Source organism: Gluconobacter cerinus (assembly GCF_002723935.1).
Classification (GTDB): Bacteria; Pseudomonadota; Alphaproteobacteria; order Acetobacterales; family Acetobacteraceae; genus Gluconobacter; species Gluconobacter cerinus.
On the sequence record NZ_BEWM01000003.1, the window covers coordinates 419031 to 444778 of the forward strand.

The 25748-nt window shown below is 56.7% G+C and carries 33 protein-coding genes; all 33 read right to left on the reverse strand.

Features of this window, described 5'->3' with window-relative positions; translation table 11 throughout:
* Positions 1-72: 72 nt before the first annotated feature.
* Positions 73-936 carry a glycine-rich domain-containing protein gene (locus GCE01_RS17470; protein ID WP_456303703.1) on the reverse strand — a complete coding sequence of 288 codons (864 nt, stop codon included), beginning with the start codon at positions 934-936 and terminating at the stop codon, positions 73-75.
* An 11-nt stretch (positions 937-947) separates the two neighbouring features.
* Positions 948-1583 (reverse strand): YmfQ family protein, encoded by a 636-nt coding sequence (locus tag GCE01_RS09180; RefSeq protein WP_099212572.1) that lies wholly within the window; start codon positions 1581-1583, stop codon positions 948-950.
* A gap of 3 nt (positions 1584-1586) precedes the next feature.
* Positions 1587-2702, reverse strand: coding sequence for a baseplate J/gp47 family protein (locus tag GCE01_RS09185; protein ID WP_099212573.1), 1116 nt, complete (start codon positions 2700-2702; stop codon positions 1587-1589).
* Positions 2703-3200: a phage GP46 family protein gene (locus GCE01_RS09190; protein ID WP_099212574.1), complete on the reverse strand. Its 498-nt coding sequence runs from the start codon at positions 3198-3200 to the stop codon at positions 2703-2705. It lies immediately after the preceding gene.
* Positions 3201-3208: 8 nt separating this feature from the next.
* The gene (locus GCE01_RS09195) at positions 3209-3724 is read right to left on the reverse strand and encodes a phage baseplate assembly protein domain-containing protein (RefSeq protein ID WP_099212575.1); all 516 of its coding nucleotides are present in this window, start codon (positions 3722-3724) and stop codon (positions 3209-3211) included.
* 6 nt (positions 3725-3730) lie between these two features.
* A complete protein-coding gene (locus GCE01_RS09200) occupies positions 3731-4867 on the reverse strand; it encodes a phage baseplate assembly protein (RefSeq protein ID WP_099212576.1) in 1137 nt (378 codons plus the stop codon).
* Positions 4864-6162, reverse strand: coding sequence for a DNA circularization protein (locus GCE01_RS09205; RefSeq protein ID WP_099212577.1), 1299 nt, complete (start codon positions 6160-6162; stop codon positions 4864-4866). The genes GCE01_RS09200 and GCE01_RS09205 overlap by 4 nt, the downstream gene beginning before the upstream one ends.
* Before the next feature lies 1 nt (position 6163).
* Complete coding sequence (locus GCE01_RS09210) at positions 6164-8044, reverse strand: phage tail tape measure protein (protein WP_145995786.1); 1881 nt, start codon at positions 8042-8044, stop codon at positions 6164-6166.
* A 123-nt stretch (positions 8045-8167) separates the two neighbouring features.
* Entirely contained in the window at positions 8168-8839 is a 672-nt protein-coding gene (locus GCE01_RS09215; protein ID WP_099212579.1) for a phage tail assembly protein, read from the reverse strand.
* Entirely contained in the window at positions 8836-9219 is a 384-nt protein-coding gene (locus tag GCE01_RS09220) for a phage tail tube protein (protein ID WP_099212580.1), read from the reverse strand. Before GCE01_RS09220 ends, GCE01_RS09215 begins: the two co-directional genes overlap by 4 nt.
* A 9-nt stretch (positions 9220-9228) precedes the next feature.
* The gene (locus GCE01_RS09225; protein WP_099212581.1) at positions 9229-10707 is read right to left on the reverse strand and encodes a phage tail sheath subtilisin-like domain-containing protein; all 1479 of its coding nucleotides are present in this window, start codon (positions 10705-10707) and stop codon (positions 9229-9231) included.
* Positions 10704-10925 (reverse strand): DUF2635 domain-containing protein, encoded by a 222-nt coding sequence (locus GCE01_RS09230; RefSeq protein ID WP_099212582.1) that lies wholly within the window; start codon positions 10923-10925, stop codon positions 10704-10706. Before GCE01_RS09230 ends, GCE01_RS09225 begins: the two co-directional genes overlap by 4 nt.
* Positions 10926-10930: 5 nt before the next feature.
* The gene (locus GCE01_RS09235) at positions 10931-11452 is read right to left on the reverse strand and encodes a hypothetical protein (protein ID WP_145995787.1); all 522 of its coding nucleotides are present in this window, start codon (positions 11450-11452) and stop codon (positions 10931-10933) included.
* On the reverse strand, positions 11406-11801 hold the full coding sequence (locus GCE01_RS09240) for a head-tail joining protein (RefSeq protein WP_099212584.1): 396 nt from the start codon (positions 11799-11801) through the stop codon (positions 11406-11408). The genes GCE01_RS09235 and GCE01_RS09240 overlap by 47 nt, the downstream gene beginning before the upstream one ends.
* A 24-nt stretch (positions 11802-11825) precedes the next feature.
* Positions 11826-12137 (reverse strand): hypothetical protein, encoded by a 312-nt coding sequence (locus GCE01_RS09245; protein WP_099212585.1) that lies wholly within the window; start codon positions 12135-12137, stop codon positions 11826-11828.
* Between the two features lie 2 nt (positions 12138-12139).
* The gene (locus tag GCE01_RS09250) at positions 12140-13219 is read right to left on the reverse strand and encodes a major capsid protein (protein ID WP_099212586.1); all 1080 of its coding nucleotides are present in this window, start codon (positions 13217-13219) and stop codon (positions 12140-12142) included.
* 11 nt (positions 13220-13230) lie between these two features.
* Entirely contained in the window at positions 13231-13653 is a 423-nt protein-coding gene (locus tag GCE01_RS09255; RefSeq protein WP_048843726.1) for a head decoration protein, read from the reverse strand.
* A gap of 5 nt (positions 13654-13658) precedes the next feature.
* Positions 13659-14330, reverse strand: a complete 672-nt coding sequence (locus tag GCE01_RS09260; RefSeq protein WP_244591152.1) for a hypothetical protein — start codon at positions 14328-14330, stop codon at positions 13659-13661.
* A gap of 51 nt (positions 14331-14381) precedes the next feature.
* Positions 14382-15179: a S49 family peptidase gene (locus GCE01_RS09265; protein WP_099212588.1), complete on the reverse strand. Its 798-nt coding sequence runs from the start codon at positions 15177-15179 to the stop codon at positions 14382-14384.
* A complete protein-coding gene (locus GCE01_RS09270; RefSeq protein WP_244591153.1) occupies positions 15176-16819 on the reverse strand; it encodes a phage portal protein in 1644 nt (547 codons plus the stop codon). Before GCE01_RS09270 ends, GCE01_RS09265 begins: the two co-directional genes overlap by 4 nt.
* Before the next feature lie 41 nt (positions 16820-16860).
* Entirely contained in the window at positions 16861-17148 is a 288-nt protein-coding gene (gene gpW, locus GCE01_RS09275; protein WP_099212590.1) for a gpW family head-tail joining protein, read from the reverse strand.
* Complete coding sequence (locus GCE01_RS09280) at positions 17145-17897, reverse strand: hypothetical protein (RefSeq protein WP_099212591.1); 753 nt, start codon at positions 17895-17897, stop codon at positions 17145-17147. Before GCE01_RS09280 ends, gpW begins: the two co-directional genes overlap by 4 nt.
* Positions 17898-17907: 10 nt before the next feature.
* On the reverse strand, positions 17908-20061 hold the full coding sequence (locus GCE01_RS09285) for a phage terminase large subunit family protein (protein WP_099212592.1): 2154 nt from the start codon (positions 20059-20061) through the stop codon (positions 17908-17910).
* Positions 20036-20638, reverse strand: a complete 603-nt coding sequence (locus GCE01_RS09290; protein ID WP_048843731.1) for a helix-turn-helix domain-containing protein — start codon at positions 20636-20638, stop codon at positions 20036-20038. Before GCE01_RS09290 ends, GCE01_RS09285 begins: the two co-directional genes overlap by 26 nt.
* A 290-nt stretch (positions 20639-20928) precedes the next feature.
* On the reverse strand, positions 20929-21408 hold the full coding sequence (locus GCE01_RS09295; protein WP_099212593.1) for a DUF6362 family protein: 480 nt from the start codon (positions 21406-21408) through the stop codon (positions 20929-20931).
* Positions 21405-22346, reverse strand: coding sequence for a hypothetical protein (locus GCE01_RS09300; RefSeq protein WP_099212594.1), 942 nt, complete (start codon positions 22344-22346; stop codon positions 21405-21407). Before GCE01_RS09300 ends, GCE01_RS09295 begins: the two co-directional genes overlap by 4 nt.
* 50 nt (positions 22347-22396) lie before the next feature.
* A complete protein-coding gene (locus GCE01_RS09305) occupies positions 22397-22678 on the reverse strand; it encodes a hypothetical protein (protein ID WP_244591154.1) in 282 nt (93 codons plus the stop codon).
* Complete coding sequence (locus GCE01_RS09310; RefSeq protein ID WP_099212596.1) at positions 22678-24222, reverse strand: DnaB-like helicase C-terminal domain-containing protein; 1545 nt, start codon at positions 24220-24222, stop codon at positions 22678-22680. Before GCE01_RS09310 ends, GCE01_RS09305 begins: the two co-directional genes overlap by 1 nt.
* The gene (locus GCE01_RS09315) at positions 24219-24656 is read right to left on the reverse strand and encodes a hypothetical protein (protein WP_099212597.1); all 438 of its coding nucleotides are present in this window, start codon (positions 24654-24656) and stop codon (positions 24219-24221) included. The genes GCE01_RS09310 and GCE01_RS09315 overlap by 4 nt, the downstream gene beginning before the upstream one ends.
* Positions 24649-24894, reverse strand: a complete 246-nt coding sequence (locus GCE01_RS09320) for a hypothetical protein (RefSeq protein WP_099212598.1) — start codon at positions 24892-24894, stop codon at positions 24649-24651. The genes GCE01_RS09315 and GCE01_RS09320 overlap by 8 nt, the downstream gene beginning before the upstream one ends.
* Entirely contained in the window at positions 24887-25126 is a 240-nt protein-coding gene (locus GCE01_RS09325) for a hypothetical protein (RefSeq protein ID WP_145995788.1), read from the reverse strand. The genes GCE01_RS09320 and GCE01_RS09325 overlap by 8 nt, the downstream gene beginning before the upstream one ends.
* A 7-nt stretch (positions 25127-25133) precedes the next feature.
* Positions 25134-25325 carry a hypothetical protein gene (locus tag GCE01_RS09330; protein WP_099212600.1) on the reverse strand — a complete coding sequence of 64 codons (192 nt, stop codon included), beginning with the start codon at positions 25323-25325 and terminating at the stop codon, positions 25134-25136.
* Positions 25322-25657, reverse strand: coding sequence for a hypothetical protein (locus GCE01_RS09335; protein WP_244591155.1), 336 nt, complete (start codon positions 25655-25657; stop codon positions 25322-25324). The genes GCE01_RS09330 and GCE01_RS09335 overlap by 4 nt, the downstream gene beginning before the upstream one ends.
* Between the last annotated feature and the right edge of the window lie 91 nt (positions 25658-25748).

Genomic DNA, 25748 nt, shown 5'->3' on the forward strand with positions numbered 1-25748 from the left:
CAAACGATATTGTTGATTATGTAGCCTGCGGGGTAAGCGCTGGTGGCTGCCGTTAAATAAACGGCATAAACCTCAGTATTCATAAATCACCTCGCCTCCGACCCCTGCTCCCCCGTTCCCAACCCCGGTTCCGCCCGATCCGCCGCCGCCAGACTGCCCCGAGATGCCAACTGTATTCTGGCCGGTAACCTGCACGAAGGACTTCCCAAAAGACGCAGCCCCCACGCCTCCCCAGCCCTGACTGACACCCGCATAGATGCCATAGCCCCCGCCGGCGCCATTTTCCGAGGTGGAGCCCATCACATTCGTGATTTTCGAGGCGCCTCCAACCCCACCTGCCCCGACACCGCCTTGCGTTGCATTGGCCCCGCCAGAGCCTCCGGTAACCCGACAAACTTCGACCCCCGAGACGTAAACGATTGTGTCGCCGCCCGACGTGCCGGATGTACCATTGTTGATGCCAGCCGAGCCGCCAGCGCCGACGACCCACGACACAATGCCTCCAGGCTGAACAGAGAGGATGACTTCACACCACGCTCCAGCCCCACCACCACCACCCGCCGATACCGCGCTATCTGAATTGCCCCCTCCTGCGCCCCCCCCACCTCCGCCTGCGCGAATACGCATCTTGATTCTGTAGATGCCAGAAGGAACGACGAAATTTCCAGCTGCCTGAGTTTGTACAAGAACAGTTGGTATGCCAAATAGCATTTGAGCGGCAGTTAAGACCTGATTTGTCCGGCTTTTGTCCTGATCTTGTCCGGATTTTTCAAGAAATGCCATTAGCTCTTCTTGAATACTATTGCACCAATCGTCAGTAACTATCGTGGCGGATGAGCCTGTCGCCGGATTTCCCGATGTAAAATATCCGGGAGAGCCAATTTTATCCATTGTCGGCATTGATGCTACTGCCGTGTCATTATCAATCCTATGCATGTAACTTACTCCTAAATGATGTCTAGTCCAAAATCAGAGAGTAGGTTTTCCCCGTTTTGCGCGAAAAGAACGATGGTATGCGCCGGTAAACGGCTTCGTATTTCACATTGCAAAACTGCATTCCCCCACGCTTGCAGGGGCTGATCAACTGCGCTTTCACCAACTCTGAAATAAACAGGAGAATATCCGGGAAAAGAGACTGTCCAAGCATATGCCCAGTCTCGCCCATTCAATGGATCGCCCACCCTTAGCTTTCCCACGCAAGCGGGCGTATGCTCTAATATCGTGATCTTAAAGCCCAGAATTTCTGCAAATGCAGTAAAATATTCCACAGACGAACCACCACTATCGGTCAGCCTTGCAAGGACTTGATCACGACGCTGTTCCAGCGTCGGAGAGGTGCCAGCGCATGGATCTGGCAGGCCAGTCGAATTTTCCCATTCCTGAAGCAACTCCACCGTGGAAGCCGGAAAAGCGTCGGTGAGGAGATTTGTTGCGCGCTGCGAATTGCGCGCAAAAGTTTGCCCCCAAATACCCGCCAGCAATGAGGGTAAGTCGCCCTGATCACGAGACCAGATTGCGCCTCGAGGCAGCAATCTCAGAATTGCCTGACGAAAATCATCCGCCAGAAAAGACGGCAGGCTCATAAATCAGGACCCAAAGGTCACGTTGCCCAAGGTTGGCATGTAGCCGACCCCTGTCGCAACGATGGCAGAAGAAGGAGAGACCACACCGAACTGACTGAGCCCCAGAGCTCCCAACGCCTCACTCCAGGCATTCGGGTAAATTGTTCCGCCAGGCTCAGAAAGGCGAACAAACATATCCGCCAGAGCCGCCTTAATAGCGCTCTGATTGGCTGTCGTGTTGTTATCTCCCAGGTCGCCTACATCAAAGTCGATAGGCTGAGCTACCGGAGAAACGACAACAACAAGGGCCGTAACTGGCCTCTGGCCATAAATGGCATTGGCAACAACCAGCTGATCGCCCGTTGCGGGCAGATACCGCTTCTCTTGAGTGGCCCCGCCGTCAGCCCCCTGCGGAAATCCACCCTGAGACGCACGGACACTGTCGAGCATAATGTAGACGACGACAGAGCCAGCCCCTGCCCCTAACGGATTAACCCATGCCCGGGTAACTCCTGAGACCGCCGTCGCCCATCGAATATAATCAGCGCTACTTCCGTTTTCGCCACCTTCCTCGAAAGCAGTAAGAACACGTGTACGGAGCTCTGAATCCGTCTCCTGATCAGAACCCCCAGAAAACGCTGTCGTCACGATACCGGATGTCTGAACACCAGCCACGGGGCTCGAGAGAACCACACTGGTACCAGCAGCAAGATTAGTCGCCGCTCCGGTGGCGACCGCAGCGCACTGGATGGTTGTGGTCCCTCCGGAGGTGACACTGTCTGCCGTTGCAATGAGTGCAATATTGCCCGACGCCTGAAACTCGGTTCCCGAGGGAATGATCCCGTCAGATGAGACAGAAAAACTGAGCGCTCCCGACCCGGATGTGGCGGCCTTTCTGACTACCCCTTTCAGGGCGCCCCACGCCTCCAGATATTCTCCGGTCGCAGTCCATGGAACAGCCTGCTTGGAGATCCAGTCCAGAAAACCGTAATGCAGGTGCGAAAGCCCCGCCAGAACCATAGCCAGGACATAAAGCACGGAAAAACGGAGTAATCGCGTAACTCCGGGTATGCCCCCATTCTGAACGTCCTGCAGAGCCTGCTGTTTGAGCTCCGTGAGCGTTGGACGCGCATAAGGCATTTAGAGACCCTCCCAGGTCCACGAAAAGAGAAATGTCTGAGGTTGCGCAGCAGTTGGCTCCCACAGGGAGACCGAGAACTCAGCCGTGGAGACGTTCATCACTGACCAGGCCGTCGCGACATCGATGCTGCTGACGACCCCGTCATCAATCAGCCACTGCAGGGCCTCACGGATGATCTGTTCGAGCTCAAGTAGGATTGCCTTCTCACCAACCTTGATTGCTCTTCTGAGCTGCCAGATGCGCGATCCGATAGGGACATCAGCACCAGCATCACCCCACCACCCTCGCCTGTCCTGCCGACCGCTATTGGCTGCATTGCCAGGTGGAGTGATGCCGACCTGTCGATCACTGGCCGACGGCTGTTCCGGTGCCGTGCGGTCCGTAAACAGACTGATCATAACAGCGGACCGAAGAGGATTATCGAGGGCCAGATCACCGGACACGATGGCCCATTCGCCCCGAGCCTCGAGAACGTTCCAGTTAATCGCGATGTCCATTTCAGTCCTTATCCGGAAACCGGCTTGCCTGACGTTCCCTGCCCTGACTGCACTTCTGAAGTGAGATGGTTCTGCAAGGAAACCTCATCGGCTACGATGTCACCCGTAGCTATCATCGGGCCATCCAGCTGGAGCTCTGCGGTGATCTTCAGCACACCGGAAGCCGGAACAATTTCTATGTCTCCGTTTTCCGCCAGCAGGATCTTCGATCCCGTTCGTGGATGGTACACACAGACTTCACCGGGCTTGAGATCTGTTATTCGCCCACGCTGATCACCGGTCGCAACAGCAACACCACGCGTTCGATCACCAGCCATGAAGACCGTCAGAACATCACTTCCTGGAACAGGACGGCTATGGAAACCGTAGTGCTGGAGCAAAGGGACATCTGATCTGACTTCACCACCAGGCAACGTGACCTGAAGCGTTGGCGTATTCGCAGTTTCGTCGGTGTCCGAGCTCTGCCTCCCCAACCCAAGAGCCATGGCGACACGACGCGCCAGGCGCGTGAAAGGATCTGCCATCAGACACTAGCCTTTGAGAGCAACATTCAGCTCATTATTGAGAAGCGGATTGAGAACAGGCTGCGGCTGATAGGCGCTTGGCGGAGCCAGTGTTACATCTGCGCGCGTGCCAGACCGGGAGCGGCGGAAGACAATTTCGCCGATCAGATAGTCCGTCGAGACCCCGGCCGGGTCTGTGAATGAAGCAATCTTGTTCGGAAGCCAGAGATTTCCCTCTTTATCCCGCCAACTATCGCAGGTGAGCATAACAGTGTTAGCCCGGCCATATCGGCGATTTACTTCCCACTGCACCCGCTGCTGAGCGACTTTCTGGTCCGTATCGCCAAGTTCAACAGGTATCAGCAGAGGGCGAGTACGGTTGATCGCAGCATCCTGAGCCTTGGCACCTGAAGAAATTGCCTCCATTTCGGTGACATAATTGCTTTCCGTGGGCTCCGTGAAAAGCATCACCGTACTGGCCAGGATCGCCGTGACCGTTGAATAGCGCCCGAGATTTGATCTTACCCGGGTCCAGTCCTCTACGTTTTCGCCAACAACGAAGCCTGAGGACATCCGACCGGTGCCGACACCAGAAAGAGCAATGCTCCCGTCAGGCTGGTCATAGAACAGGACACAGGCGAGACGGCAGACCCGCTCGATGATTTCATAAGCCGTTTCGGTGAGGATCGCACTGAACTGCTGGACATCAATGTTTCCAGCCCCATTGATCGAAGCGACCTGAATGCCAGCGAAAGCAGAAACCTTCCGCGCGATCGCCAGCGCGTTGGTACTATTCATCTGATAGGTTGAAAACTCAGCTGAACAGTCTGTCAGATCGATACTCTTTGCCGTGATCTGCACGCGAAGCCCGTGACTGGACGGACCTTCACTTTCCACAACAGACAGGACATATCCGGTCAGAAGAAGATCAGACCCAATATAGAGCTGGGCTTCATCGCCAGGATTGATCGTGACGTTCGCGCCAGTAGCCGGCTGATAACTGGTCAGAGCCAGATCAGCCGTCCAGGGCATCAGTTCAAGACCAATCCTGATCTCTTCCTCTTCCCATCCGGTGATGATCTGGCCGCCTATAACGATGAGACTTTTCTCAGCCGCCGCTCCTTCATAGCCAAGGATCGACTTGATCTGCGACAAGATGCTCATGCTGAAAGAGCCTCAAATTGAAGGGGCATGAAAGCCGGGTGGACAGGGTCAGCGCGCGTAATCAATTCGTCGGATCGACCGGCATCCGCATAGAGCTGCTGGCCAAGAACAAGCGCCGGAAGTGATGCATTGCGAACGATGGTGACGATGTCCGGCAGACGCGCCGCTCTTTGCTGCAGGTCTTCGCAGATCTGGACCCTAAGCTCTCGCAAGGCTTGCCATGCGCTGTCATCCCCTTCGTCACCAGAGACCGTCTCTTCAGCTTCAAACAAGGATGTAATGGCGGAAATCATGTCCTGCGCCTGATCAGAAGACGCTGGCTCCCATTCAGAACAGGCGTTGCCGATCGATGCCAGACCTGCGCGCCGACAGAGGGCAGCAGTCTCAGTCTGAGCAGTTGCCAATGCTGCGCCGATAGGCGCTGTCGAAGCGATCACACTGGCTGAATAGGACGCGAGCGGCCAAAGAACTGCGATCTGAATTGCCGGGTCCGCAATGGATGACCGAAGCGTTTCCGTTAACGCATTGACCGCGCTGGCCAGCGCATCTTGATCGTCCACCCCGGCCATTGCCGAAACATCAGCTTCCAGAGCGTCACGCCCTGCAGTCACAGCAGCCAAAACGGACGTTATCGTGGCAGTGCCGTCCGTTTCGATGCCGCCAGTGCCGATATACCGGCCATAATTCCCGCTCAGAACCGACGCGCCGCCAGCGATAACCTGCGGTGACCGGCAGACGGACGTGATGGTTCCGGCCCAGTCTGATGCAACAGCCCTTGCGGCTGCCCCTACCGATCCGCCGACTGCCCAACTGGTACTGACACGCTTGGAATAGCTGGAACTTGAAGCCGACTGTAGCGCCAGAGACGCGACGGCAACGGCCGCATGCAAAGCCGTCACAATCAGGCTCGAGAGCAGGTCTTTCTGCTCGACAAACTCAAATTCCAGATCGATGACGTTTCTGTATCCGGCCCTCTCCTGCCATTCGTATCGCGTCACGGCGGCCTTTATGAGACCGACCGACGGATGCATGAGCAGCCCGGGACCGGCCTGTTCAGCCGCGATGATGAGCAGATCTCGCTGCGTATAGCAGAAAGCCCCTACCAGCACGCCAACGATACGATAGCGACGCGCGCGTTGCCCCATATCCTCAACCGAGATGCCATCACGGCCTGGATAGTCGTGCTCAGCCTGCTTTCGACCGTTTGACCCGCCGTTGGCAACTACAGCGAACGGAACCCCCCTGAACGAACACTGAAGATATTCAGAGGCCGTTCTGGCGAGAGTTCCGCTCATGTTAATTTCCTACGGCTGAATTGAGAGGGTCCATGGCCCTGTGCTGACGAACCGTCTGCACCTGAAGGCCCGGGCTTGTGCTTTTGACCTGAACACTGGAGCCAGGAGGCGCATTCTTGTGGTCGATTTCGACCCTGAGACCGGCCATTGTCTTGTCTGGCGCCTGAGAAGCTGATGGCGGAGGTGGAAGGACTGCTGGCCCCGGAGAAAGCTCATCAAACTTTCGTCCCCACTTTTCAGCAATATCACCCCGGATTGAGGCTTCATTGTCGCGATCCCGCGGGCTTTCGTAGAGCCGGGAGACGATAGCCGCTGCCTCCCGATCAGATCGAGCACCTCGGAGTGCCTTGCCCGCACCCGTGTAGCTGCCCTTCGTCAGTTCCCACTGAACAAAAGCCAGCTGCTCATCATCAGTGGATTGATGGATATCGTGGCCATACAGACGCTTGAACTGATCCTGCCTAGGCTGGTGCCATTGAGCGAGACCGTACGCCTCATATTGGCCTGTCTTCTTATTAAAGTCCCCGGGTCGGTTCGAAACAAATGCGCTCTCTTTGTCGAGGTTAGCGACGATCCCCGAGGCCTGTTGAGGTGACCAGCCTTGACTACGAAAATATTGCCAAGCCTTCTGCGCAGGCTCAGCGTCCCAACCAAGGAACCTCCGGACGCCCGTTGCAAACCGATTTTCTGGACCCTCCTTCGGGTCTTTAATCGATTTCCAAGTTTCGTATCCGATTACTGCCGCAGTCGCAGCGGCTGAGATTGCCGCAAACCCTGCAGCCACTGGACCTAAGGAGGCAGCCAATAGACCCAGTCCAACCAGAACCGGTGCGGCATAAATCGCAGCTATAGCCCCAAGAGCTATTTCTCCCGCTGTTTTCCAACCGCCCAGACCATGAACGACATTCAGCGCTTCGTTGTAGACGCCCTTAATGCCGCTTTGGATCTTGTCCCAACCACCATTTTTGAGCCAGCCGACAAATTGATGCACATATCCAGTGATATCTTGAGATATCCATTCCCGGTTTGCCGCGATCCACTCAGCCATCTGTTCGATAACAGGCCTAATTGCAGGCTCTACAGATTGAGCAAGTGAATACCCGAAACCCTCAACCGCCTCATTTAGCTGCGTCAGTGCATGCTGCAGTCGGGCTGCTGCTTCGACCCCCTGCTGATTCAGTAATCCGTATCGCTCAGCTTCACGAATGTTGGCTTGATATTGAGCCTCTGTCTGCTGAAGGATCGGCATCAGCCCCTGAGCAGCGCCGCCAAAGATCTTTGTAGCCGCAATAACGCGTGCGGCCGGGTCCCGGATCTGCCTCAAACGCTTTGTGATGCGCTCGAAGATCTGATCCGGGCTGGCGTTTTTCAGCTCTTCCAGGCTGATCCCGAGAGCCTTGAACTGAGTCGCAGCCTCCGGAGCATAGCCATGAAGAGCTTCCCACTTCGTCTGGGACAGGTTCTGAAGAGCCTCCCCCATAGCCTCGCCTGAGCCACCGGCAAGCCGTGCAGCATTCTGCATAGCCATCAGGCGACTTGGGGCCATCCCCATATTGCGGGCCGCCGTCCTGATATTCGTTCCGGCTTGGGCCCAGGCACTCGCCAGCTTGTAAATACCTGCGAGGGATGCCGCGCCAGTAATCGTCCCGAGTACGGGAACAATCTGAGAAAGCCTCCGGAACATACCCAACCCGGCACGGGTAACCCCCATAACGCCGCTGCGCAGTCGGGTCAGGCCCGTCACATTGGAGAACCGCCCGAAGGCTGCCATGGTTCTCCGGACAGGCGCCTGAATAGCCGCAATGCGTGCATTGATCCGCTCAAGTGTCTGCGATGCACGATCAACAGCGGAGATCGTTACCTTAACGCCCTGATTGGCCACGCTTGGCGTCCTTTTTTCGCTGTTCGGAGATCCGGGACGCTTCCCCGGCATAGTACCAGAGGTCAGCCCCGTTCAGACTCTCCAGCTCAGTCCGCGTCCATCCGGTGAAAAACTGGCCAAGCTCTACCGGGAGAGTTTCCCAGTTTGCTGGCCAGCGATAAAAAAACCCGTCAGATAATCAGCGGCTTCAACGAATTTGCTCATAGGCAAACGCAGCAAAGCGGCACGGTTCCAACCGCTGACGTCTTCGATCAGCTGCATCTGAGCTTTCAGTCCGTCCTGAACCGATCCGCCGCCCTCAACAGCTTTGAAACGCCTGTGTTCGGTCACCTGAGGTTCACGAAGGCGCATATCACTGTATTCGCGCCCACCACCTGAAATGGGAACCTTGAAAAGGATCGTCTTTTCCGGCCGGAGATCCAGGTCGGAGATCTGAAAATCTTCGGGCCGACGCACATCATCCTCGAATGCCATGACATACGACACAGCTTCATCCAGGGCACGGGTCGGAAATTGCTTTACGACTTTCTCCGGAATGTTAGCCGAGAGAGCCACAAGCTTGATCTGACTGTCGTAGATCGTGGCCAGAGTTGGCCGCTTTCCAATCACCTGAGAAGCGGACATGGCATGATACAGCGTCGGCTCAGTGAGGTTGATTCGATCATATTCTTTATCGCCCTCAGTAATCGGGTGATCCAGAACAATCAGACCATCCTCACGGGCGCCCTGATCCTCATCTACGGAAGAACCAACAATTTCAAGCAGTTCTGCATCCGGGATTTCGCGTCCATTCATGACACTACATCCACATATACACTGTCACTTTCGATGTGGATCTCGAACGTACCCTCTTGGGTATTGAGCGAGATCGTCTCGACCTGCCAGCCGTTGTCCACTGTAATGACCTTGCCGTTTGCGAGCTGGCCAATGACAGTCAGACCACTTGCTCCCTGATACTGGAAACAGTCGACGTCCCGACGGTCACGCAGAGTGGCCTGGATAAATCCCTGCCCAGGCATGGTCGCAAAACCCTCGACCGCAGACTGGCCCTTGAGCGTTTCGTTGACGTTGCCTGATGCCTGGAACTGTAGTTCGCCCACGACATTCCACACCTCACCATTGATGGTGAGGGTTGCGGCACCCGCGAGAGGGCCGCGATAAACAGAACCGGACATGCTGGCCCCTTACGATTTGGTAAACTGGACGTTGCCAGCAATGACGCGAAGCTGATTGGCGAAGTCATAGGGCAGCAGCAGCTTGACCAGGCCGTTCCCGGCATTTTCCGCAACAAGGTTTTGCGCAAAATTATCCGGGTTCTGTACCCAGAACTGTGTTGCCTGAAAGCGATAACGGGACGCCGCAGCTTTCCCGATCAGGGCAGCTGTTGTCGCCTGCGCACCAGCAGGGATTTTCGTGTTGTCAGCCACGAGAATGCACCGGCCATAGTGACTGGCCAGATATATCCGCATGTCCTGCATGCAGATTTCAGCCGTCAGCAAAGTCTCGATATCGAGATAGCTGTTGTCGGCCACACCCGACGCATTGGTCTGATATGTCGTGACCAGACGCTCAATGTAGACCGTCCCGCTATCATCAACTGTAAACGTTGCCAGACCGTCATACAGAAGGCTGTTCCGCTCATCCCGAATGAACCGGCCAGCATCAGTAGGCGGCATGACCGTCAAGGACAGCCCCGTCACCGGCAACGCAGGATTTGTGCGCATGCTGATGGCAACCTGCGCACCGATCTGAGCTGCCCAGATGAGTGGCGAGGACGGGCTGTCAGAGATCGGCATAACCGTCTCATGCGGATCATTCAGGGTCTGGCCGAATGCCGTGGCCTGTCCGTACGTGCCGCGATAGGCCGTGATAGCATGCCCATAGAGCTGAGCAGTCGGTGCCCAACGACCAGACGTTCCATCGAGCCAGTTTTTGAATGCCGTCAGAGATCCGCTATCGGTGTATGGATGCAGGATCAGATCGTAGACACGCTCACCTTGTGAGGAGAGGACCGTTGCGAGGTTGGTCGGGTTTGTCGTGCCACCCTGCATGGAAGACGCAACAACACTCAGACCCGCAGGAATGGCTTGGCCGCCTCCTGTTCCCAGAAGGGAAACACCGAGGAGGATATCATTCCCGGACTGGCCTTTATTGAGCGCCGTGAATGTGACAACTCCCGCCGCAGCTTTCGCGCTTACTGGCAACCCGGAAACATTCAGTGCGGCCGCGACAGCGTTGGCCGCCACAGTCGTCGCAGTATCGCCAGAGGCCACCCCGACACTGACCAACTGATCACCAACGTACAGAGACAGCGTCCCGGCAGAAGTAGCCGTGCCCGAGATCGTGAACGTCCCGGCTGCAGACTGCCCCGATTCCTCATCAGCAAGCGGGAGCACCCAGAGCTCGCCTTGCGTATCGATTTTGCGATACGCCTCGACCATGGCCGCGCACTGGGACGAGGCTCCATACTTGGCGACAGCGTCTGAATATCCACCAGATATAGTTGCAACGCCCGCAATGCCGATCCCAGCAACCATCTGAGCAACAATCAGGACACGCCGCGCAACACTTGCGGTATTGGCCTTTGAGTTGTCGAGATTGAAATAAAAGCCGGGGACGCGGTTGCTATCCGAATATCCCGGAACCGTCACAGTGCCGCTCATTCTGCGTGCCCCTCATTGTTTTCTGGAATTGGCTGCGCCACCGCATCAGCCTCAGGGAGGACTTCCACCTTTTGAGCTGGAGTAGCGTCCTCGACGTCACCACGGACCTTGGCCCGCAGCCAAAAGGCCGTATCCGGCACAGTTTCACCGTCTGCAGAGAGCAGACGCATGGTATCGGGACGGCGCACGGCCCTCCCCCCAACCGGTTTCACAAACATGGATTTCAGTCCGTTGGAAAATCCACCCGCATCCCCGCAAAAGCCGGGTTGTCTGGCGAGAACAACGTGGCATCTATTTCAGCCAGCGGCGTTCCCGGTGGGGGATAGGTTTCAATATATTCGAGGCCGAGGATCATCCTCAACTCGCCGATATGTTCGCTCTGGTCACTGCTCACGACGATCGAGGTCGAGAGTTCAGTCACCTGCGTTATGGCCGCCTGCAGATCAGCATCTGTCATCAGGGCCAGTTCGATCTGTTCCGCAAAGCCTTCAAGCGCAAGCTCAACATCGAATGGCGTTCCCGCCTGGAGCTTTCCACGAATTGCTAATGTCGCAACGCGCGTGAATTGAGGCTGAAAGCGGCCAGCGCTTTCCCCGCGATCATCAGGAACCTGCAAATAAATGACAGGCAGAAGATCTGCTCTTATTGGAAGAGAACGTGCAGTCAGCACGTTCTCGCCAGCGATGGTATTTGCTGCCTTAAGAGCTTCGGCAGCCAAATCCCTCAGGATACTTCGGTAGAGCATCGCTTTCCCTCGCAGCATCGTTGAGAATAAGGAGGAGACCGCCGCGCCCGTCTGGCTGCGTTTCGTGTATCCGGAATGTACGGCCTCGCACCTTGATTAAGTCGGACTGCTCAGGCTCGCATCCGTAAATCGCATACTGCGATTGCTGAACGCCGAGGACGGGCTTAGCGGAAGTGATATGCGATCCAATAATCCCATCCTCGGCCCCGATGAGATCAACGGGCAGATAGGCCTCATCATAGATCCCGGAAATATCATTCCAGACCCCAAGGCGCCCAGATTGCCACTGCGCAGGCTCAGCAAAGGCCTCCATACAAGGTGAAAGCGCCAGTTTATCAAAGTCGATCATGGCTGAGATTTCACCCGCTTGGGATTATGTCTTTTCCTGGTCTAACAGGTCCGGACTTTTTTCCGCATCTGAAGCAGGGGGATCTGTTTCGTCCGATCCGTCGGTATCCCCCTCTCCAGAAGAGTCGCCCTCCTGCGTCTTCGGATGATCCAGATCTTCATGATCCTCGCCAACGTCATCACTCTCGGATGCATACCGGCAATGTCCGGCGGCAACCATTTGAGCTGCCTCCGTGGGGGAGAGAGGCAGGTCTTTGCCCGCCCCTACGCGGCGACCATTGTGCCGGAAATGTCTTCCCGGCAGCACTGTGACCCAATGGGGTTTTTCCGTTGTCATACTCAGTCCGCCGCGGATGTGACAGTTGCAGCAAGGCACGCATTAACCCGGCTCGGGATAACAAGGGGCGCTGACTGCATCATGAGAAAACGCTGCGCAGGATCTTCCTGCATCCATGACTTTGGAGCGTACGCAGTCGCCACATAGCCGAGTGCAGGGTCTTTGATGGCACCATAAGCACGGCTACCGTTCAGCTGATCAGAAACGGCAAGCACAGTTCCGTCCGGGATCATGGGCCGTTCGACATTAGAGTCATCAACGTACCAGTCGTTATACAGCCAGACACGATACGTGCCCCAGTATCCCATCAGCACGGCGCCAGGCGCTGCCACAGGACCCTGCATGAGGCGTGTGTCCTCATTTGCGCGGATGGCAGAGTTCAGAATGGCATTCTTAACCTCATCATCCTTGATCAGAGCGTTGTAAGGAGAATTCGTGAAGATAAGGTCAGTGATCTGTGCACCGCTGGCCTTGAGCATCTGCACCGACCACTCACGAACACTGTTCGTCGGGTTTGCGATGGTGCCTGCCGCGTCCCACAGTCCAGTTCCGGTCTCTACAATGGTCAGGCCCGGGTCACGCTGGAAATCGATGGTCGAGGTTGGGAAGCCGTCTCCCGAAACAGTCAGCTTGCCCGTCACCAGAGCCTGCGCCGCCATCCATTCCTGACGACGCTTGAGCATGTCTACCTGATCAGCAAGCTCGAAAACCAGGTTGGCCTCCATTCGCTCACCGGCAGACAGCGGAGCGCCACCATTGATCAGCTCACCACCCGCGATGCGCTCACCGAGCATACGGCGAACAGGACGCATCAGGTCCGGAGCGCGCTTGTCCTTGATGTACGGCGGCTCAAAGACGTTCGTCTGAATGCGACGCGCTTCGACCAGTCGTCCTTCAACAAGCGGACTGACGAACGGCGACATACGACGCTTGCCGACATCGACGTCAATCGACACATACTGCGTGTCGCTTTCCACAATATTCGGGAAGAAACCGTCCAGCAGAAAGGTCTGGGCAACCTTGAGGTTGGCGACGACCTGAATGAGGACGTTTGTATCAAAGATGGAGATCGTTGGATTCACAACGCTGTTCCTCAGGTCGGGTCAGCCGCGCTTACGGCCGATTTCAGGTAAATATTGTTTGGACGGAAAGCTGCCTTCAGGGTTGCTGCCGTCCAGCCAGTTCCCATCGTGACGGCGTTCTCATTGAACTCGCCCGTCAGATAGACGCCCGCCCCAACCACGTCAGCACTCGTGGTGTCATAGGTATCCGCCAGGATCGCCACCGGCGTCTGACTGCCATCCGTGGCCGCCGAAAGAGATGGGATATACTTGCCAGTAGCTGTTACGAGCCCGATTGCGGTTCCACGAGCCACGATGCCATTCCCGCTTGCGAGCGTGACATTGTCAGTGACCCGGGGATAGACGCCAGCGATCAGCTGGTCGGGCTGATAGGTGGCGTCGAACATGGCAGGCGTCTGAGGATAGATGCCGTTCACGGAGTTTGTGTCGCTCATGATATTTACTTCCTGAAGGAACGGGCGCGCTGGACCATACGGGCCGCGACAGCACCGGGTGACAACGGGTCAGGACGCCCCTGCCGCTCTTCTTGAGCAGGAACCGGCGCACGGCGCGAGCGCGACATCCTTTGATCGAGGGTGCCGATCGAAGAGGCGTGGCTCTCGTCATCGAATTCTGCATCGACAGCTGCAGCGCGTGCGGGAGCCCCACTGCCAGAGGCCATCGAACCGTTCAGGATGCTGATGGCCTTGCGGCGCGGAAGATTTGTCGTAAAGGCCAACTGCGCTGCCAGTGCTGGATTTGCCGCTGCTCCAGGGGCAGAGAAAATAGCTGCTCCACGACCACGCTCACGAGCACGAGCAGACGCCTTTTCGTCGTCGTCCTCGTCTTCTGCGTCGGTCTCGTCGTCGCCCTCGTCTTCGGCGACATCATCCTGGCCATCCGCATCGTCGTTATCGTCATCTTCTGCGCGTTGAGACTTTTTGGCCTTTTTCGCTTTCTTGGCCTTCTCAGCGCGACGAGCTTTGCGGTTTTTGGGCTTTTCTTCCTCACCCTCGCCTTCACCGCCGCCATTTTCTTCTGAATTGGCGTTTTGATCGTTGGTGTTTTCATCATCTTCCGAGGCCCGAACAGGCGCGCGGAAAAGGTGGGCAAACCGGGAAGGCTTGGCCATAGACTGTCTCCCAGACATGAAAAAGGCCCCAGAGGGGCCGGTTTTTGAAGTTCAGAGCTTGAGAAAGGCGGCTATGGCCTCTTCCGGCGTGGCAATTTGGTCTGCCAGGCCGATCTCCACCCCATGCCGCCCTAAAAAGGTTCCGGCCTGGGTATTCCTGACGACATCCGCTGACATGCCGCGGTTTCGCGCGACTGTCTGGACGAAGAAATCGCCCATTTCGTCGATGTCAGCCTGAGCTCGCTCCCGAGCAGGGTCCGACATGGGCGTGGTCGGATAACCGTCCGTCTTGCGGACGCCATACTGAAACGTCGTGACCTTGATACCGGCCTTATCCAGCGCATCCGTGATATCGACATGCATGCCGACGCACCCGATTGACCCCGTTCCGCCCATTTGCGGAACCGTGATGAAATCAGCTGCTGAAGCGATGGCATAAGCTGCCGAATAGGCTGCATCGTTCAGGATCGCCCAGATCGGCTTGTCGCCGCGAGCCTGGTAAATCATCTCGGCGGTGTCGAAGCACTCGCTTACCGTTCCACCAGGCGAATTGACCATCAGGGCAATTCTGCTGACAGACGCGTCATCAAGGGCTGCGCTCAGGGCTTTGCGGACGTCCTGATAGTAAGTCGCCCCCGACCAGCTCCACCCCCGTCCCGGCAAGAGTACGCCTGATACAGGGATCAGAGCGACGCCCTGGACAACCTCATAGGATGCGGCGTCAGCCTCCCGCTCTCCAAAGAAGGCCTCAGCCCCTGCGCCTGATTCGAATGACCTCTTCAGTAACGCTGATCGCGCACTGGAGAGCATCAGTGGTCGGTTCAGGAAGAGAGATGCAGCATGTGTCATTTCGCGTCCTCCTCCTTTGGTTGGGCAGCATCTTCCGCCGCTACACCGCTAAGAGCCCACTCCGGCGGTGTAAGCCCCAGCTCTCTAAAGCGATTGACCTCGACAGCACGCTGATCGACTTTTTCTTCCCAATCTGCACCGCTGTTTTCGGCAATTTCGTCTTCCAGCGTCGTGAGACCTGCATCGATCCCCATGATCGAGCCTTTCCGCTCAGCCACAGGATCAATCCACCCTCGACCTGGACCAAGCCAGTTGCATCGCGAAAGCGGCGTCCTCAGCCGTGGGAAATACTTGGACAGGAAACCGCGAGGCGCCCCCATCGGCAGTGGGAGATCGTCGTACAGCGCAACACATTCCTCCAGCCATGCCGCCCGCATAGGAGACGCATATCCTTGAGCGAAATTTTTACGCCTGCGATCTAGTGTCTTGTATGCCTCAAGCATTGCGGCGCGAGCCGAGGAATAGTTCACGTCCGACCAGTTGTTACTCACCTGCATGGATGAGACCCCAGCTCCGGATGCAACGTTTCGAAGAACAGCGCTCTCGAAAGCGGCAAAGTTAGAATTGGGGCGAGCGGCATCAACTGTGTTGATCTTTTCTCCAGGCGCGAGCATTGGCATCCGGACCCCTCCCAGCATGACACGATTTTCCTCATGGAAGGCTGATCGGACATCCTGATAGGCCATCACACCGTCCCCTCCGCCAGCGCCGAGAGCGTCTGCGACCATTTCCTGATCGTACGGGGATTCAACGTATGCGCCGAAAATGGAGTTGACGATTGCTGCATCCAGCTCCGTGCCATCATACTTGATAAGCATTTTGAGGCGCTGAACTACCGGAGCAAGGATTCCAGCACCACCGCGATGCTGACCCGCCCTTTCTGACTGGAAGTGATGGACCATATTGGCGCGCCCCCAATCGGTCTCTCGCTCGATGTAGTCCCACTCCTGCGTCTCGGCCGCAGAGAACCAGTCTCCCTGGTGAGCACGGCGGATATGATACCCAAGAGGCGCGCCCCATTGGTCAATCTGCACACCACCCCGGCAATATTTCAGATCCCAGTTGTTTTGCGGGACCGACAGCCTATCGGGATCAATCAGGTTGAAGCAGGTGGCATATTCCGCTTTCCCCTCTCCCAGACGCTCTGGAAGCCAACAGACCTGCGCGAGGCTGTCACCATCGATGAGATCATGACGCATGGCAGTCCAGCACATCTGCGTGAATGTTAGACGCCGGCCAACATCGCAATACCGGCCGTCATCATCAGCAAAAGTCCGCCAATGGCTATCAATCGCCCTTCCCCATTCATCTGCCCAAACGGCGTCGAAGGAGAGGCCTGTCTTAACACGGAGCGCGCGGTAGTCCGGCTTGCTGATTGCGCGGAAAGAGCCGCCAATAGCGTTGTCCAGGACGCGAGTAATCGTCCCTGAGGCCCAGCCATCGTTTCGGACCAGGTCCCGGATACGGGAGACAATCCGATCACGATAAACGTTGAGCTCGACGTCCGGAGACCACAGAAGCGGGTTCCATGCTTCCATGTGTGGGCCGGTGATATCGGCAGCATCGTAAGGTGTCTGTCCCCATCCTCCAGCCAAGCCCATCGCGCGGCGACGACGAGGCAACGCAGGCGTCCGAGGCATTCCTTTTCCGTCAGGCCCCAGGATGACTGCGCTACGTTCTGTCATCGAAATACGAACCTCATTGGACGGCGTCGGGAAATCCCGAGCTGTTTCTGGAGAAGCTGAATGTATTGGGTCAGATCAGTCTTATTGGCGGCGGTGTACGTTACGGATCGCGAGCCGTTCACCTGGGAATAGGAGACCGCAACCGGCTTTCCACCAATCATCAGGTCATTATACGCTTGCTGAGCAGTCGCCAGATTGGCCTGCAATTGAGCAGTCGTGAGACCTGACAGTGTGGTTTGTGGTGGCTTCCGGACATACTGTCCGCGCCCAGATAGGGTTGTCATCGCAAACCTCTTTTACGGAAAACCTTGATGATTTCTTCGTTGACGATGCGGTCCTGCCGACGGGAAATCGTCTCATTTACGATCTCCTCCACGGGCAGCCGCGCCTTGTAATGCGGGGCAGAGACAAATCTTAAGATTTCTCCCACCTGCCCCTTGGCCAACAGCTTGAAGATTCCGCGTGGACGCCGATTACCGCGTTCGTAGCCAACGAAATATTCGCTCCGTGAACCGCGGACATTTTTGAGTTGCCTTGCGATCCGCCGAGCCGTTTTGTCGCCAATGTTAGAGGTCGGATCCTGCATAAGGCTCATACGGCTAAGGATCTGTATAATAACGCCGCGCTTGATGTTCCCATTTTCATCAAGAGGGCAGTCCTTACCTGGCACAACATACTGCCCTCCGGAGACCGACCGAAGGGCCTTTTCAAAGCGCTTCATATCTCTGTCCCCGCCGTGGATTTGCGGGCCGAGATAGGTGATCGCAGCAGTTCCTCGACGCGCATAATCTCGTGTCGCGACCCATGCTTCCAGATTTTTCCCTGTCGCAGGCCGCGTAAAGAAACCGTTCAAAGTAAACGCACTCGGCCGATCGAAGACCTCCCTCATGCGGTCGACAACCTGCAGGCGAGCCCCGGTGGCCAATCTATTAAGAGCTGATGCCGCGGCTTTCGGGATTTCTTTTTCAGCCAGAGCACTCAGATCACGCTGAAGAGCCTTGGCATCCAGGCCGACTTTAAGATCAATCGGCATCTGACTGTTCCTATCCAGGTAAACGCTTCACCAGACGCTTCAAACGCTCCTGTCTGGACTGATTGCTGCCCTCAACAGGGAGACGTTCATTTGGGGCGTTTTCACGATTAAGACCGCCGACTACCTGAGTAACTTTTGCGAGGCTCTCGGCCAGAATTTCAACCGACGACACAACGTAGCTGTTTTCATCCCAAGGGGCCGCCCAGACAGGGGGCGATCCCCAAGGCATTCTGGAAATACCGAACAGGAATGCCAGTGCATTTGTCATGACCATCAGATCGAGCGCTTCATTTCGGGCCGATGGAGTCACCTTCTCCCACTTTCCATCCGGTCGTCTTTGCTCCGCTACCAGCTGCTCAAAAAATGGATGCGGCGCTTCCTTGGCGAGCAGAGCCGCAGGAAAATGAACTCGCCACGCCCCAATGTCAGCGACCTGAAGCTGAGATGATGCATCATCCTTGAAGCGATTAGGGTTAAAGAAGCCCACTGGGATCTCACCCCTGGCCGCAGCAGCCCTGTCTTTTCTTTGCGTGTCCGGATAGGTCACGACCAGCGTTGGCGCGTTAAGGGAGCTTGCACCCTTCAAAGGCAGGATCGTCCAACCGTCACGACCATCAAAACGACCCATCCGCCGTGCTGTACGGCGTTTTCTCGCCCTTCTCCATGCTCCGTAAGCCTGAAGCGTAACGCCGTCTTGTCCGCCACTATCATACCCAATTGCAAGGATCTTCATGGCCCGGTTTGAGTCGTCGTCTAGGGGATATCTAGCCTCTTCAAGAGAGGTCAAAAGATCGTCCCAGTCCTTCTGACTTGTCGCTGGATCAGCCGTTACCTTGCGATAGTCGATAATCCAGCTCTCACCGTCGACACCCCATCCACGGACCAAAAGCTCAAACCGGTTGGACTGGACGTCCACGGCGGCCGTCAGGAAGCGAACGCCTTCCGGGACGTATCCCAGACGCAGACCAGGTTCAGCCCTGTTGGCTATCGCTTGCGAGTCCAAAGACCCGGCTGCCCGTGGTGGCTGATAAGGCAGTCCCCAACGCTTTACTGTAACGGCCCGAAGATCTTTGTCGTCTTTTGTCGTTTCATAATCACGCTGCGCCTTGACCATGTCATAGGCAAGCGAACCCATACCCCCAATAATGAAGGGCGACATGAGGCCAGTGATCCAGAATCCCGCCGTGGTGCTGGATATCAGTTCGCCGCTGACCTCCCCGTCCCGACTGATGTCCTGTCCCTTTCCGACCCAGATCCCGTCACGGTTCATGGCGCGCCGCCATTTGTCCTCGATCAGAGTCCCGCAATGTGGACACATAAGCGCCGCGCTATCCCGGATTTCATCCAAGGGGGCGTCTGCATCCCAGTGCAGCGTCATAGGTACCGACGCCGTAGGATTGGGGCTGGAGAAGCCGTTGCAGTGGGGACATGGCCACCACCAAATGCGGCGGTCGCTGTCCCGATACAGCTTCATGATTCCATTCGTCCACCGAGATGGATCACTGCCAAGCGCCGCATCAGGATGGCTCTCAGCCAGCACCATGCTCTCTTGTCCGAAGGTTTCCCGTCGGATCGATGCCAACGCGTAAGCATCACCGAGATTGGCCGGGTAGGCATCAATTTCGGTCATGATGATCCGCGGCGCGGATTTGTTAATCAGGTTGTTATAGGCGGCCGCAAGGAACTCGATCCACATGGACCTGAAGCGTTTGAATTTTAGCGAGTTGTCGACCGGCCGCGTGCCCAGCTTTTCCTTCATAGAAGGATGAGCATCGATCATCGGGGCGATTTCGCGCTTAACATAACTCTCGATGACGTCGTCTGTCTGGGCATAAACCAGAAAATCTGCGGGATCGACGTCTACGGACTGAAGCAGCCAGTTCTGGCCAATCGTCGTCTTGCCCGATCTGGCAGGGCCCACAACGGCAGTTGTGAGGAACTGCTTTTCTGTCAGGGCCTCCATTGGACCAACCAGATAAGGAGCCTCGTCGTGGCTCCAGCGACCAACAAATCCGCCGCCTCGATTGTCCAAGATGCGATATTTGGCCGCATAGTCTGCGACATTGATCTGTTCCGCAGGACGGTATGATTCAATCGCTCTGGCAATAAGCGCACGCGGATCGGCAAACAGCACTTCCTCAGGTGAGATGAAGCTGTCGCTCATGTTCAGTGTCGGTATCCTGTTTCAGCATTGCCAAGACGCTATCAACGGACTTGGCCTGCATATCTTTCATACGGCTTTCAGCCTGCCTGAGAACGGCGTCTGGCCAGCTCTGATCACGGGCGAGTTGCCGAAGAAAAGCCCCCATATCCCGTGACAACGTGGCAAATGCCGTGGCCATCATGTCCTGCATCTGATCGGCTATAACCAGCTTCGCGCACCTTTCCGCTTCTTTGCGCTTAAGGTCGCGTAATCGCCATATATCGATCTGTTCTTTGGTAGACACCAAGCTGGATCGGGCGGGCGCTTCTTCCTCTGCGAAGAGGTCATCGAACTGCAGCTGCAGCTCCATCAACTTCTCATCGCGCCCGATCGTGGCTTTTTCTTCCTCTTCCCGCTTTGACGCCAGGAAGTCGAAAACAGCATGCGGATCAAACCGCCAACTTTTCCCGTTAGTGCCGCGATGCTCCGCTGGAAAGTCAGGCCAGCGATCAATCCAGTTGGTTAGCGTGGGAAGGGAAACCTTCAGGCGCTTAGCCATCTGAGCTTTATTCAGGGTGACGGGCTCTTGCAGCTCCATTGCCGGTTCCTCTTGAGACGACAACAACAACAACACCAACCCATTCTGAAATTTACTCGAAAAGTGCCTCTTACCGGGGTGCGAATTACCCCCGGACGGCTACCCCTCCAGGAGGGACCCAAGATTAATTGGCTCATTAAATTTTCGTGGCATTTTTGTCACACCTGACCGCCCTCCGAAAGACGACGAAGGCGGCCTGAGGTTCCCCTTCAGCCGCCTTCACCACCCGCTCACCCCGAACGAGAAAGGGGACGACACCCTTGCGAGCATACGTCCCCTCATCATGCCAACTACATACGTTCAAAATGGCGATAATGGCGAGAGAAAAATTCAGGTAGGACGATTTTTCTTGCTATCACGCGGCATGCCTCGTGATGCCGGGCCTTTGCTGTCTCATGGCCGATCCCCAGTTTTCTGCCTATTTTCCGCCATGTCCATTGGTGCTGCCCCGACATGGGATGCACAATCAGCCTCATATTCACAACGGGCCGCAGTATCCGATTCTCGTCAGCAAGCAACCCTAACCATTCAAGCGAGCAATCCATGCGTTCGATTTCATCTGACGATGGAGGCGGTGGCTTCAGATCACTCTCAAGTGGCCAATCTAGGTCCTCTCGATCCGGAACCATCTCAGGCCAGTAAGCACGCAGCCCACCAGGGCGGCATCCGGACGCCGGAAGGGCAGCCAACGTGTACGCAGCGTCGTCCAGCCACTGCTCCACCTGAGCTGGAATATCCTGAGCAAGGTTGATCCGCTTGACCTTTTTCATGCTGCCACCTGCCCCACGAAGTCAGACAGCTCCGGACGACGCAGCCCCGTCTCACCACAGGCGCGACGCTGATTGTAGTCCGCCATAGCCTCTTCCCAGGCACGCTCACCCTTGATCTGATCCAATGTCTTTGGCTCTTCCGGCACATCGCCGCGAGCAATCGCCTGCGTGACGGCCTTGTGGAAATACCCGAAGCTGATGCCGTTGCCCTTGGCCCGTTCACGCGCCGAGACCTCGCGAACCACGAACAGGACCAGCCGCTCAATCTCGGCTTCCGTCAGCCCCTTGGCCAAACCATCCGCACACCACTGCCGGGCAATGCCGTAATTTCCCATGTCGCGAGCCGGATCGAGATCAGCCGCCTCATAGGCCTTGGGTCCAATGCGATTGAATGCCGCATCAAGCTTAAGCTTATCTTCTGAAGAAGATTTAAAGCTAAGCTTAGCTTCCGCGCGCGTACGTGTAGGCCGGGTTTTTTCTAGGTTTTCTTGCGCCACGTCTTTGCCTCCTGAAATGGGCAGCATGATACTGCTCTGACGATTGTCCTGAACCTTTCCTTTCTTGGCTTTTCCCGGCGGTCTACCGCCCTTTCTTCCATTTTCACGGGATGCGATCTGGCGAGCGGTCGCGCCCAGATCAGACGGCAGACTGATGGTTTTCGCCTGCTGGTCCCAGGTTATCAGTTGGGTTTCCGCGTAGGTTTTCAGGTAGGTTTCGATTAGGTTTTCGTCGCAGAAAACCTTGGTGCGGGCGAGCGCAGACAATGCACCAGGGAACGACACGTTCAGGACGCCGTCCGGGCAGTTCAGGATCAGATAGGTGCAAAGCCGCACCCATGACAGAACCATCACGGCATCAAGGGCATTCAGCGCAAGGTTCTCGACCTGCATCAGGGCGATCTTGGCGAGCTGCGTGCGATGTGTTGCGCTGACTTTCACGTCAGAAACTCCTGAACCCGCAGCAAGGGCGGGATAAAAAACCTAGAAACTCAGTAGGATTTGAGACGGAAACCGGAACCCACTGGCTCCATGACGTCGCACTGGACCAACTCACTGACAGCGGATCGGACGACATCGGTATCTGTGGCCAGATAGCGGGCATAATCCTCGACAGAGACGCCCGTGCGGCCAGGTGCTCGAACAGCAGGGACAACATCCCCGACATCCGTACTACCAAGCCACAGGGCGCGCGCCGCCAGCGACAGAAGCGGCCAGCGACGATCGGACATCACCGACCGCGCATGCTTGCCGGGACGCTGGCGACTGCTCATCAGGCGCTTGCCAGTTCACGGCCCCATGCGGGGCTGCGCGGATCTTCACTTTCGTCACGGAACCAGGTGGTCTCATCATCGAACAGCATCCGGCAACGGCCCTCCGGGCCATGACGGTTCTTGACGATATGCACGTCACCCCTGCCCCGCGCCTTGTCCAGGCGATCATTGAACTCCTGACAGCGCAGACTGAACTGCTCAGGACTTTCACGATCACGCCGTGTCAGCTCACCGGATGACGCCTCTTTCTTGAGATAATAGTGCTCACGATGAATAAGGCCGATGACGTCCGCGTCCTGTTCCAGAGCGCCGGTATCCCGAAGATCCTGCATCTGCGGACGCTTGTTTTCGCGCTTCTCTGATTCACGGTTGAGCTGCGCCAGGACAATGACCGGCACATCCAGTTCCTTCGCCAGAACCTTCAGTTCATTGCTGATTTCGGTCATTTCCTCATATCGCAGGCGACCACGCACACGAGGCGATCCGCGCATCAGCTGGACGTAATCCAGCACGATGGCATCGAGACCCTTCTTGGAGCGCTTCATGCGCCGCGCGCGCGACCGCAACATCGCAACCGACAAGCCGCCGCGCGTGTCTGTTTCCAGAGCCAGATGATAGGCCGCGTCACAGGCACGATTGAGCGCGGCCCACTGCCAGTCTTCCAGCGGTGGCTGCTCGCCCGTCATGGCTTCTTCAGGAACATCCCAACGACGCCCTGAAAAGACCGATCGCAGGTTCAACCCACTCTTGGCCGCACCACCGCGCGCGCCGAGCTGGTCAGCCGTCATCTCACCCGACCAGAACAGGACGCGGGCACCGTTGGACGCGATCCGGAGCCCGATGCCCAACCCCAGAGAGGTCTTGCCCATGGCAGGCCGCGCGCCGAGGACGTACATATTCCCGCCGACAAGACCGTTCGTCAGACGATCAAGCGACTTGTATCCCCAAGACAGACCCGCAAGCGCAGATCCACGCGCAACAGCTTCTTTTGCTTTCGTAACAGCCGTGCAAAGGGCCTCATGAAAGGTGACGTTCGGTTGGGTTTCCGTATTGCCAGAAGCCAGATGCATCAGGGCCGCTTCATGCCCTTCAAGAATCTCTTCTGCCTTCTGGTCTTCCGGCTTGCAGCACGCATCAGATGTCTGCTGACAAAGCGCCATCAGGTCACGGCGCATCGCCGTTTCCCGGATTTCCCGCGCGTAGTCATAGGCAAGCCGGTCACTGACGTAAGCGGCGGCCAGCTTGCTAATATAAACCTTGGGATCGACCTCGCCCCAGAGATCCAGATCAGGGTGCTCGAAATGACGGATGATTGTGAAGGGATCGACAGTTCGCCCTTCATTGTAAATCATCAGGGCCTTTTCATAGATCACACCATTCAGACGATCATAGAAATGCTCTGGCCGCAGAATTTCCTCCACGGCTTCCATGGTCTTCTTGGACTGCATGAGGACAGAGCCAAGAAGCGCACATTCACAGGACGTGTTGTTCGGAACTGACCGCATGGCCCCGCCGAACAGACCGGGATTAAAGTCACCACTCATGCTGCGATAGTCCGTTCTGCGCGCCGACGATAGCGAATGAGGCGACGAAATCCTGCCGCCCTGACAATCGCATCCGTGGCACTACGTTCATTATCGAGGAACTGCGCAACACTGGTCGGCGGAAGGCCATGCTTCCTGCACCAAGCGCGCATTGACCCGGACTTGCGGATCACCGTTCCCACTTCTGTAAAAAATTGGAGTGAATTGAGGAGCGGAGCCTTTTCCTCGATCCCAAGCGGGCGGTAGCATTCAACGCGATCGTAGCCAGCGGCATCGAGAAATTTCGCTGAAGGCATCAGCCGCCCGTTGATAACTGACGACACTGTCGCATTCGCTTTGCCGATACTCTCGGAATAGGCAATCTGCGATGGAAACGCCGCAATGTCTGTTCCCAGATTTGCATAAAGTCCGATCAGATCGAGAAGATCATTCATGACCCGATCCCCATTTCGCAGGCATCCGCATCGCACCACCGCGTGAGAACGTGTGGCCGGACGCCGTGCGGCGCACCTGATTGGCTAGATCGGGACGAACCCGCGCGCTCTCGCGAACCGCTTTCGCATTGAAAGGCTCAGGGAACCGGAGAAATCCAGTGCCAACTGGTACGCGCCAATGACGAACCTTGATCGGCGCTTCCTCAGATAACTCCATCACTGAGGAATAATCAGACATTCGCCCCTCCCAGGGACAGACCCATGCCGACCGGCAGCGGGCGACGAACCGGACGGCGCACAGCCTTGCGCGGCTGAACTGGCCGCACCAGGCCAAGGCGCCCGATCATGGCGTGAGCACTGCCAACAGAAATGCCCGCATGTTTTGCAATGATGCGCGCACCAGCGCCACCTGAGTGCAAACTGCGAACCATCGGCTCAATTCTGGAGTAATCGTGGGAAGGGCGAGCCATGCGATCCTCAGAGCGTTCTGATCCAGCCCTCTAGGCACCGCATCACCTTTTCGACGCGGCGCTCACGGCGCTGGAGGTTGCTGATTTCCCGCTCGACCCACCACTGAACCACATAGATGACGACAGATTTCGCCTGAAACCTGACGTAAATCACCCATTGCTCAGCAGCTGGCCCGAACAGGCAGATAATGACGTTCAAGCGGCACCTCGATCAGTGTCATGAAGACGCTCCAGCTGCTGCTGAAGATGAGATTGCCGCACTTGCAGCGCCTCAATCCGACCGCGCCGAACAGATTCCCACTCCGCCGCACCTACGAAACGGACTTCACCATGCCAGCAGGCACGGACGCGCCGTTCCGTGATTCCGTAAACGCGCGCGACCTCACGGAACGCAGCCTTGAGGCCACGCCCGCGGCGATCCTCAATCTCGTCACGAACAAGAGTTTGAAACTGATCGGTGAGCGCGTCAGACATGGCGCCACCACTTGCCTTGGGTGAAATACCCAAGCCCGCGGATGTAATACCCGACACCTCGGACTCTCCCTTCCCGTATGACTGTCCTTGCGAGGGGACATCTTGGAATTGAGGAGAGGACCGAATGATGAAGGACAGGAGCGCGGGC

Bases quoted from the DNA above. Each gene is read 5' to 3' on its own strand.
- GCE01_RS17470 (WP_456303703.1), bottom strand. From the start codon at position 936: ATGCATAGGATTGATAATGACACGGCAGTAGCATCAATGCCGACAATG.
- GCE01_RS09180 (WP_099212572.1), bottom strand. From the start codon at position 1,583: ATGAGCCTGCCGTCTTTTCTGGCGGATGATTTTCGTCAGGCAATTCTG.
- GCE01_RS09185 (WP_099212573.1), bottom strand. From the start codon at position 2,702: ATGCCTTATGCGCGTCCAACGCTCACGGAGCTCAAACAGCAGGCTCTG.
- GCE01_RS09190 (WP_099212574.1), bottom strand. From the start codon at position 3,200: ATGGACATCGCGATTAACTGGAACGTTCTCGAGGCTCGGGGCGAATGG.
- GCE01_RS09195 (WP_099212575.1), bottom strand. From the start codon at position 3,724: ATGGCAGATCCTTTCACGCGCCTGGCGCGTCGTGTCGCCATGGCTCTT.
- GCE01_RS09200 (WP_099212576.1), bottom strand. From the start codon at position 4,867: ATGAGCATCTTGTCGCAGATCAAGTCGATCCTTGGCTATGAAGGAGCG.
- GCE01_RS09205 (WP_099212577.1), bottom strand. From the start codon at position 6,162: ATGAGCGGAACTCTCGCCAGAACGGCCTCTGAATATCTTCAGTGTTCG.
- GCE01_RS09215 (WP_099212579.1), bottom strand. From the start codon at position 8,839: ATGAATGGACGCGAAATCCCGGATGCAGAACTGCTTGAAATTGTTGGT.
- GCE01_RS09220 (WP_099212580.1), bottom strand. From the start codon at position 9,219: ATGTCCGGTTCTGTTTATCGCGGCCCTCTCGCGGGTGCCGCAACCCTC.
- GCE01_RS09225 (WP_099212581.1), bottom strand. From the start codon at position 10,707: ATGAGCGGCACTGTGACGGTTCCGGGATATTCGGATAGCAACCGCGTC.
- GCE01_RS09230 (WP_099212582.1), bottom strand. From the start codon at position 10,925: ATGTTTGTGAAACCGGTTGGGGGGAGGGCCGTGCGCCGTCCCGATACC.
- GCE01_RS09235 (WP_145995787.1), bottom strand. From the start codon at position 11,452: ATGCTCTACCGAAGTATCCTGAGGGATTTGGCTGCCGAAGCTCTTAAG.
- GCE01_RS09240 (WP_099212584.1), bottom strand. From the start codon at position 11,801: ATGATCGACTTTGATAAACTGGCGCTTTCACCTTGTATGGAGGCCTTT.
- GCE01_RS09245 (WP_099212585.1), bottom strand. From the start codon at position 12,137: ATGACAACGGAAAAACCCCATTGGGTCACAGTGCTGCCGGGAAGACAT.
- GCE01_RS09255 (WP_048843726.1), bottom strand. From the start codon at position 13,653: ATGAGCGACACAAACTCCGTGAACGGCATCTATCCTCAGACGCCTGCC.
- GCE01_RS09260 (WP_244591152.1), bottom strand. From the start codon at position 14,330: ATGGCCAAGCCTTCCCGGTTTGCCCACCTTTTCCGCGCGCCTGTTCGG.
- GCE01_RS09265 (WP_099212588.1), bottom strand. From the start codon at position 15,179: ATGACACATGCTGCATCTCTCTTCCTGAACCGACCACTGATGCTCTCC.
- GCE01_RS09270 (WP_244591153.1), bottom strand. From the start codon at position 16,819: ATGCCTCGGACGCCTGCGTTGCCTCGTCGTCGCCGCGCGATGGGCTTG.
- gpW (WP_099212590.1), bottom strand. From the start codon at position 17,148: ATGACAACCCTATCTGGGCGCGGACAGTATGTCCGGAAGCCACCACAA.
- GCE01_RS09280 (WP_099212591.1), bottom strand. From the start codon at position 17,897: ATGCCGATTGATCTTAAAGTCGGCCTGGATGCCAAGGCTCTTCAGCGT.
- GCE01_RS09285 (WP_099212592.1), bottom strand. From the start codon at position 20,061: ATGAGCGACAGCTTCATCTCACCTGAGGAAGTGCTGTTTGCCGATCCG.
- GCE01_RS09290 (WP_048843731.1), bottom strand. From the start codon at position 20,638: ATGGAGCTGCAAGAGCCCGTCACCCTGAATAAAGCTCAGATGGCTAAG.
- GCE01_RS09295 (WP_099212593.1), bottom strand. From the start codon at position 21,408: ATGAAAAAGGTCAAGCGGATCAACCTTGCTCAGGATATTCCAGCTCAG.
- GCE01_RS09305 (WP_244591154.1), bottom strand. From the start codon at position 22,678: ATGAGCAGTCGCCAGCGTCCCGGCAAGCATGCGCGGTCGGTGATGTCC.
- GCE01_RS09310 (WP_099212596.1), bottom strand. From the start codon at position 24,222: ATGAGTGGTGACTTTAATCCCGGTCTGTTCGGCGGGGCCATGCGGTCA.
- GCE01_RS09315 (WP_099212597.1), bottom strand. From the start codon at position 24,656: ATGAATGATCTTCTCGATCTGATCGGACTTTATGCAAATCTGGGAACA.
- GCE01_RS09320 (WP_099212598.1), bottom strand. From the start codon at position 24,894: ATGTCTGATTATTCCTCAGTGATGGAGTTATCTGAGGAAGCGCCGATC.
- GCE01_RS09325 (WP_145995788.1), bottom strand. From the start codon at position 25,126: ATGGCTCGCCCTTCCCACGATTACTCCAGAATTGAGCCGATGGTTCGC.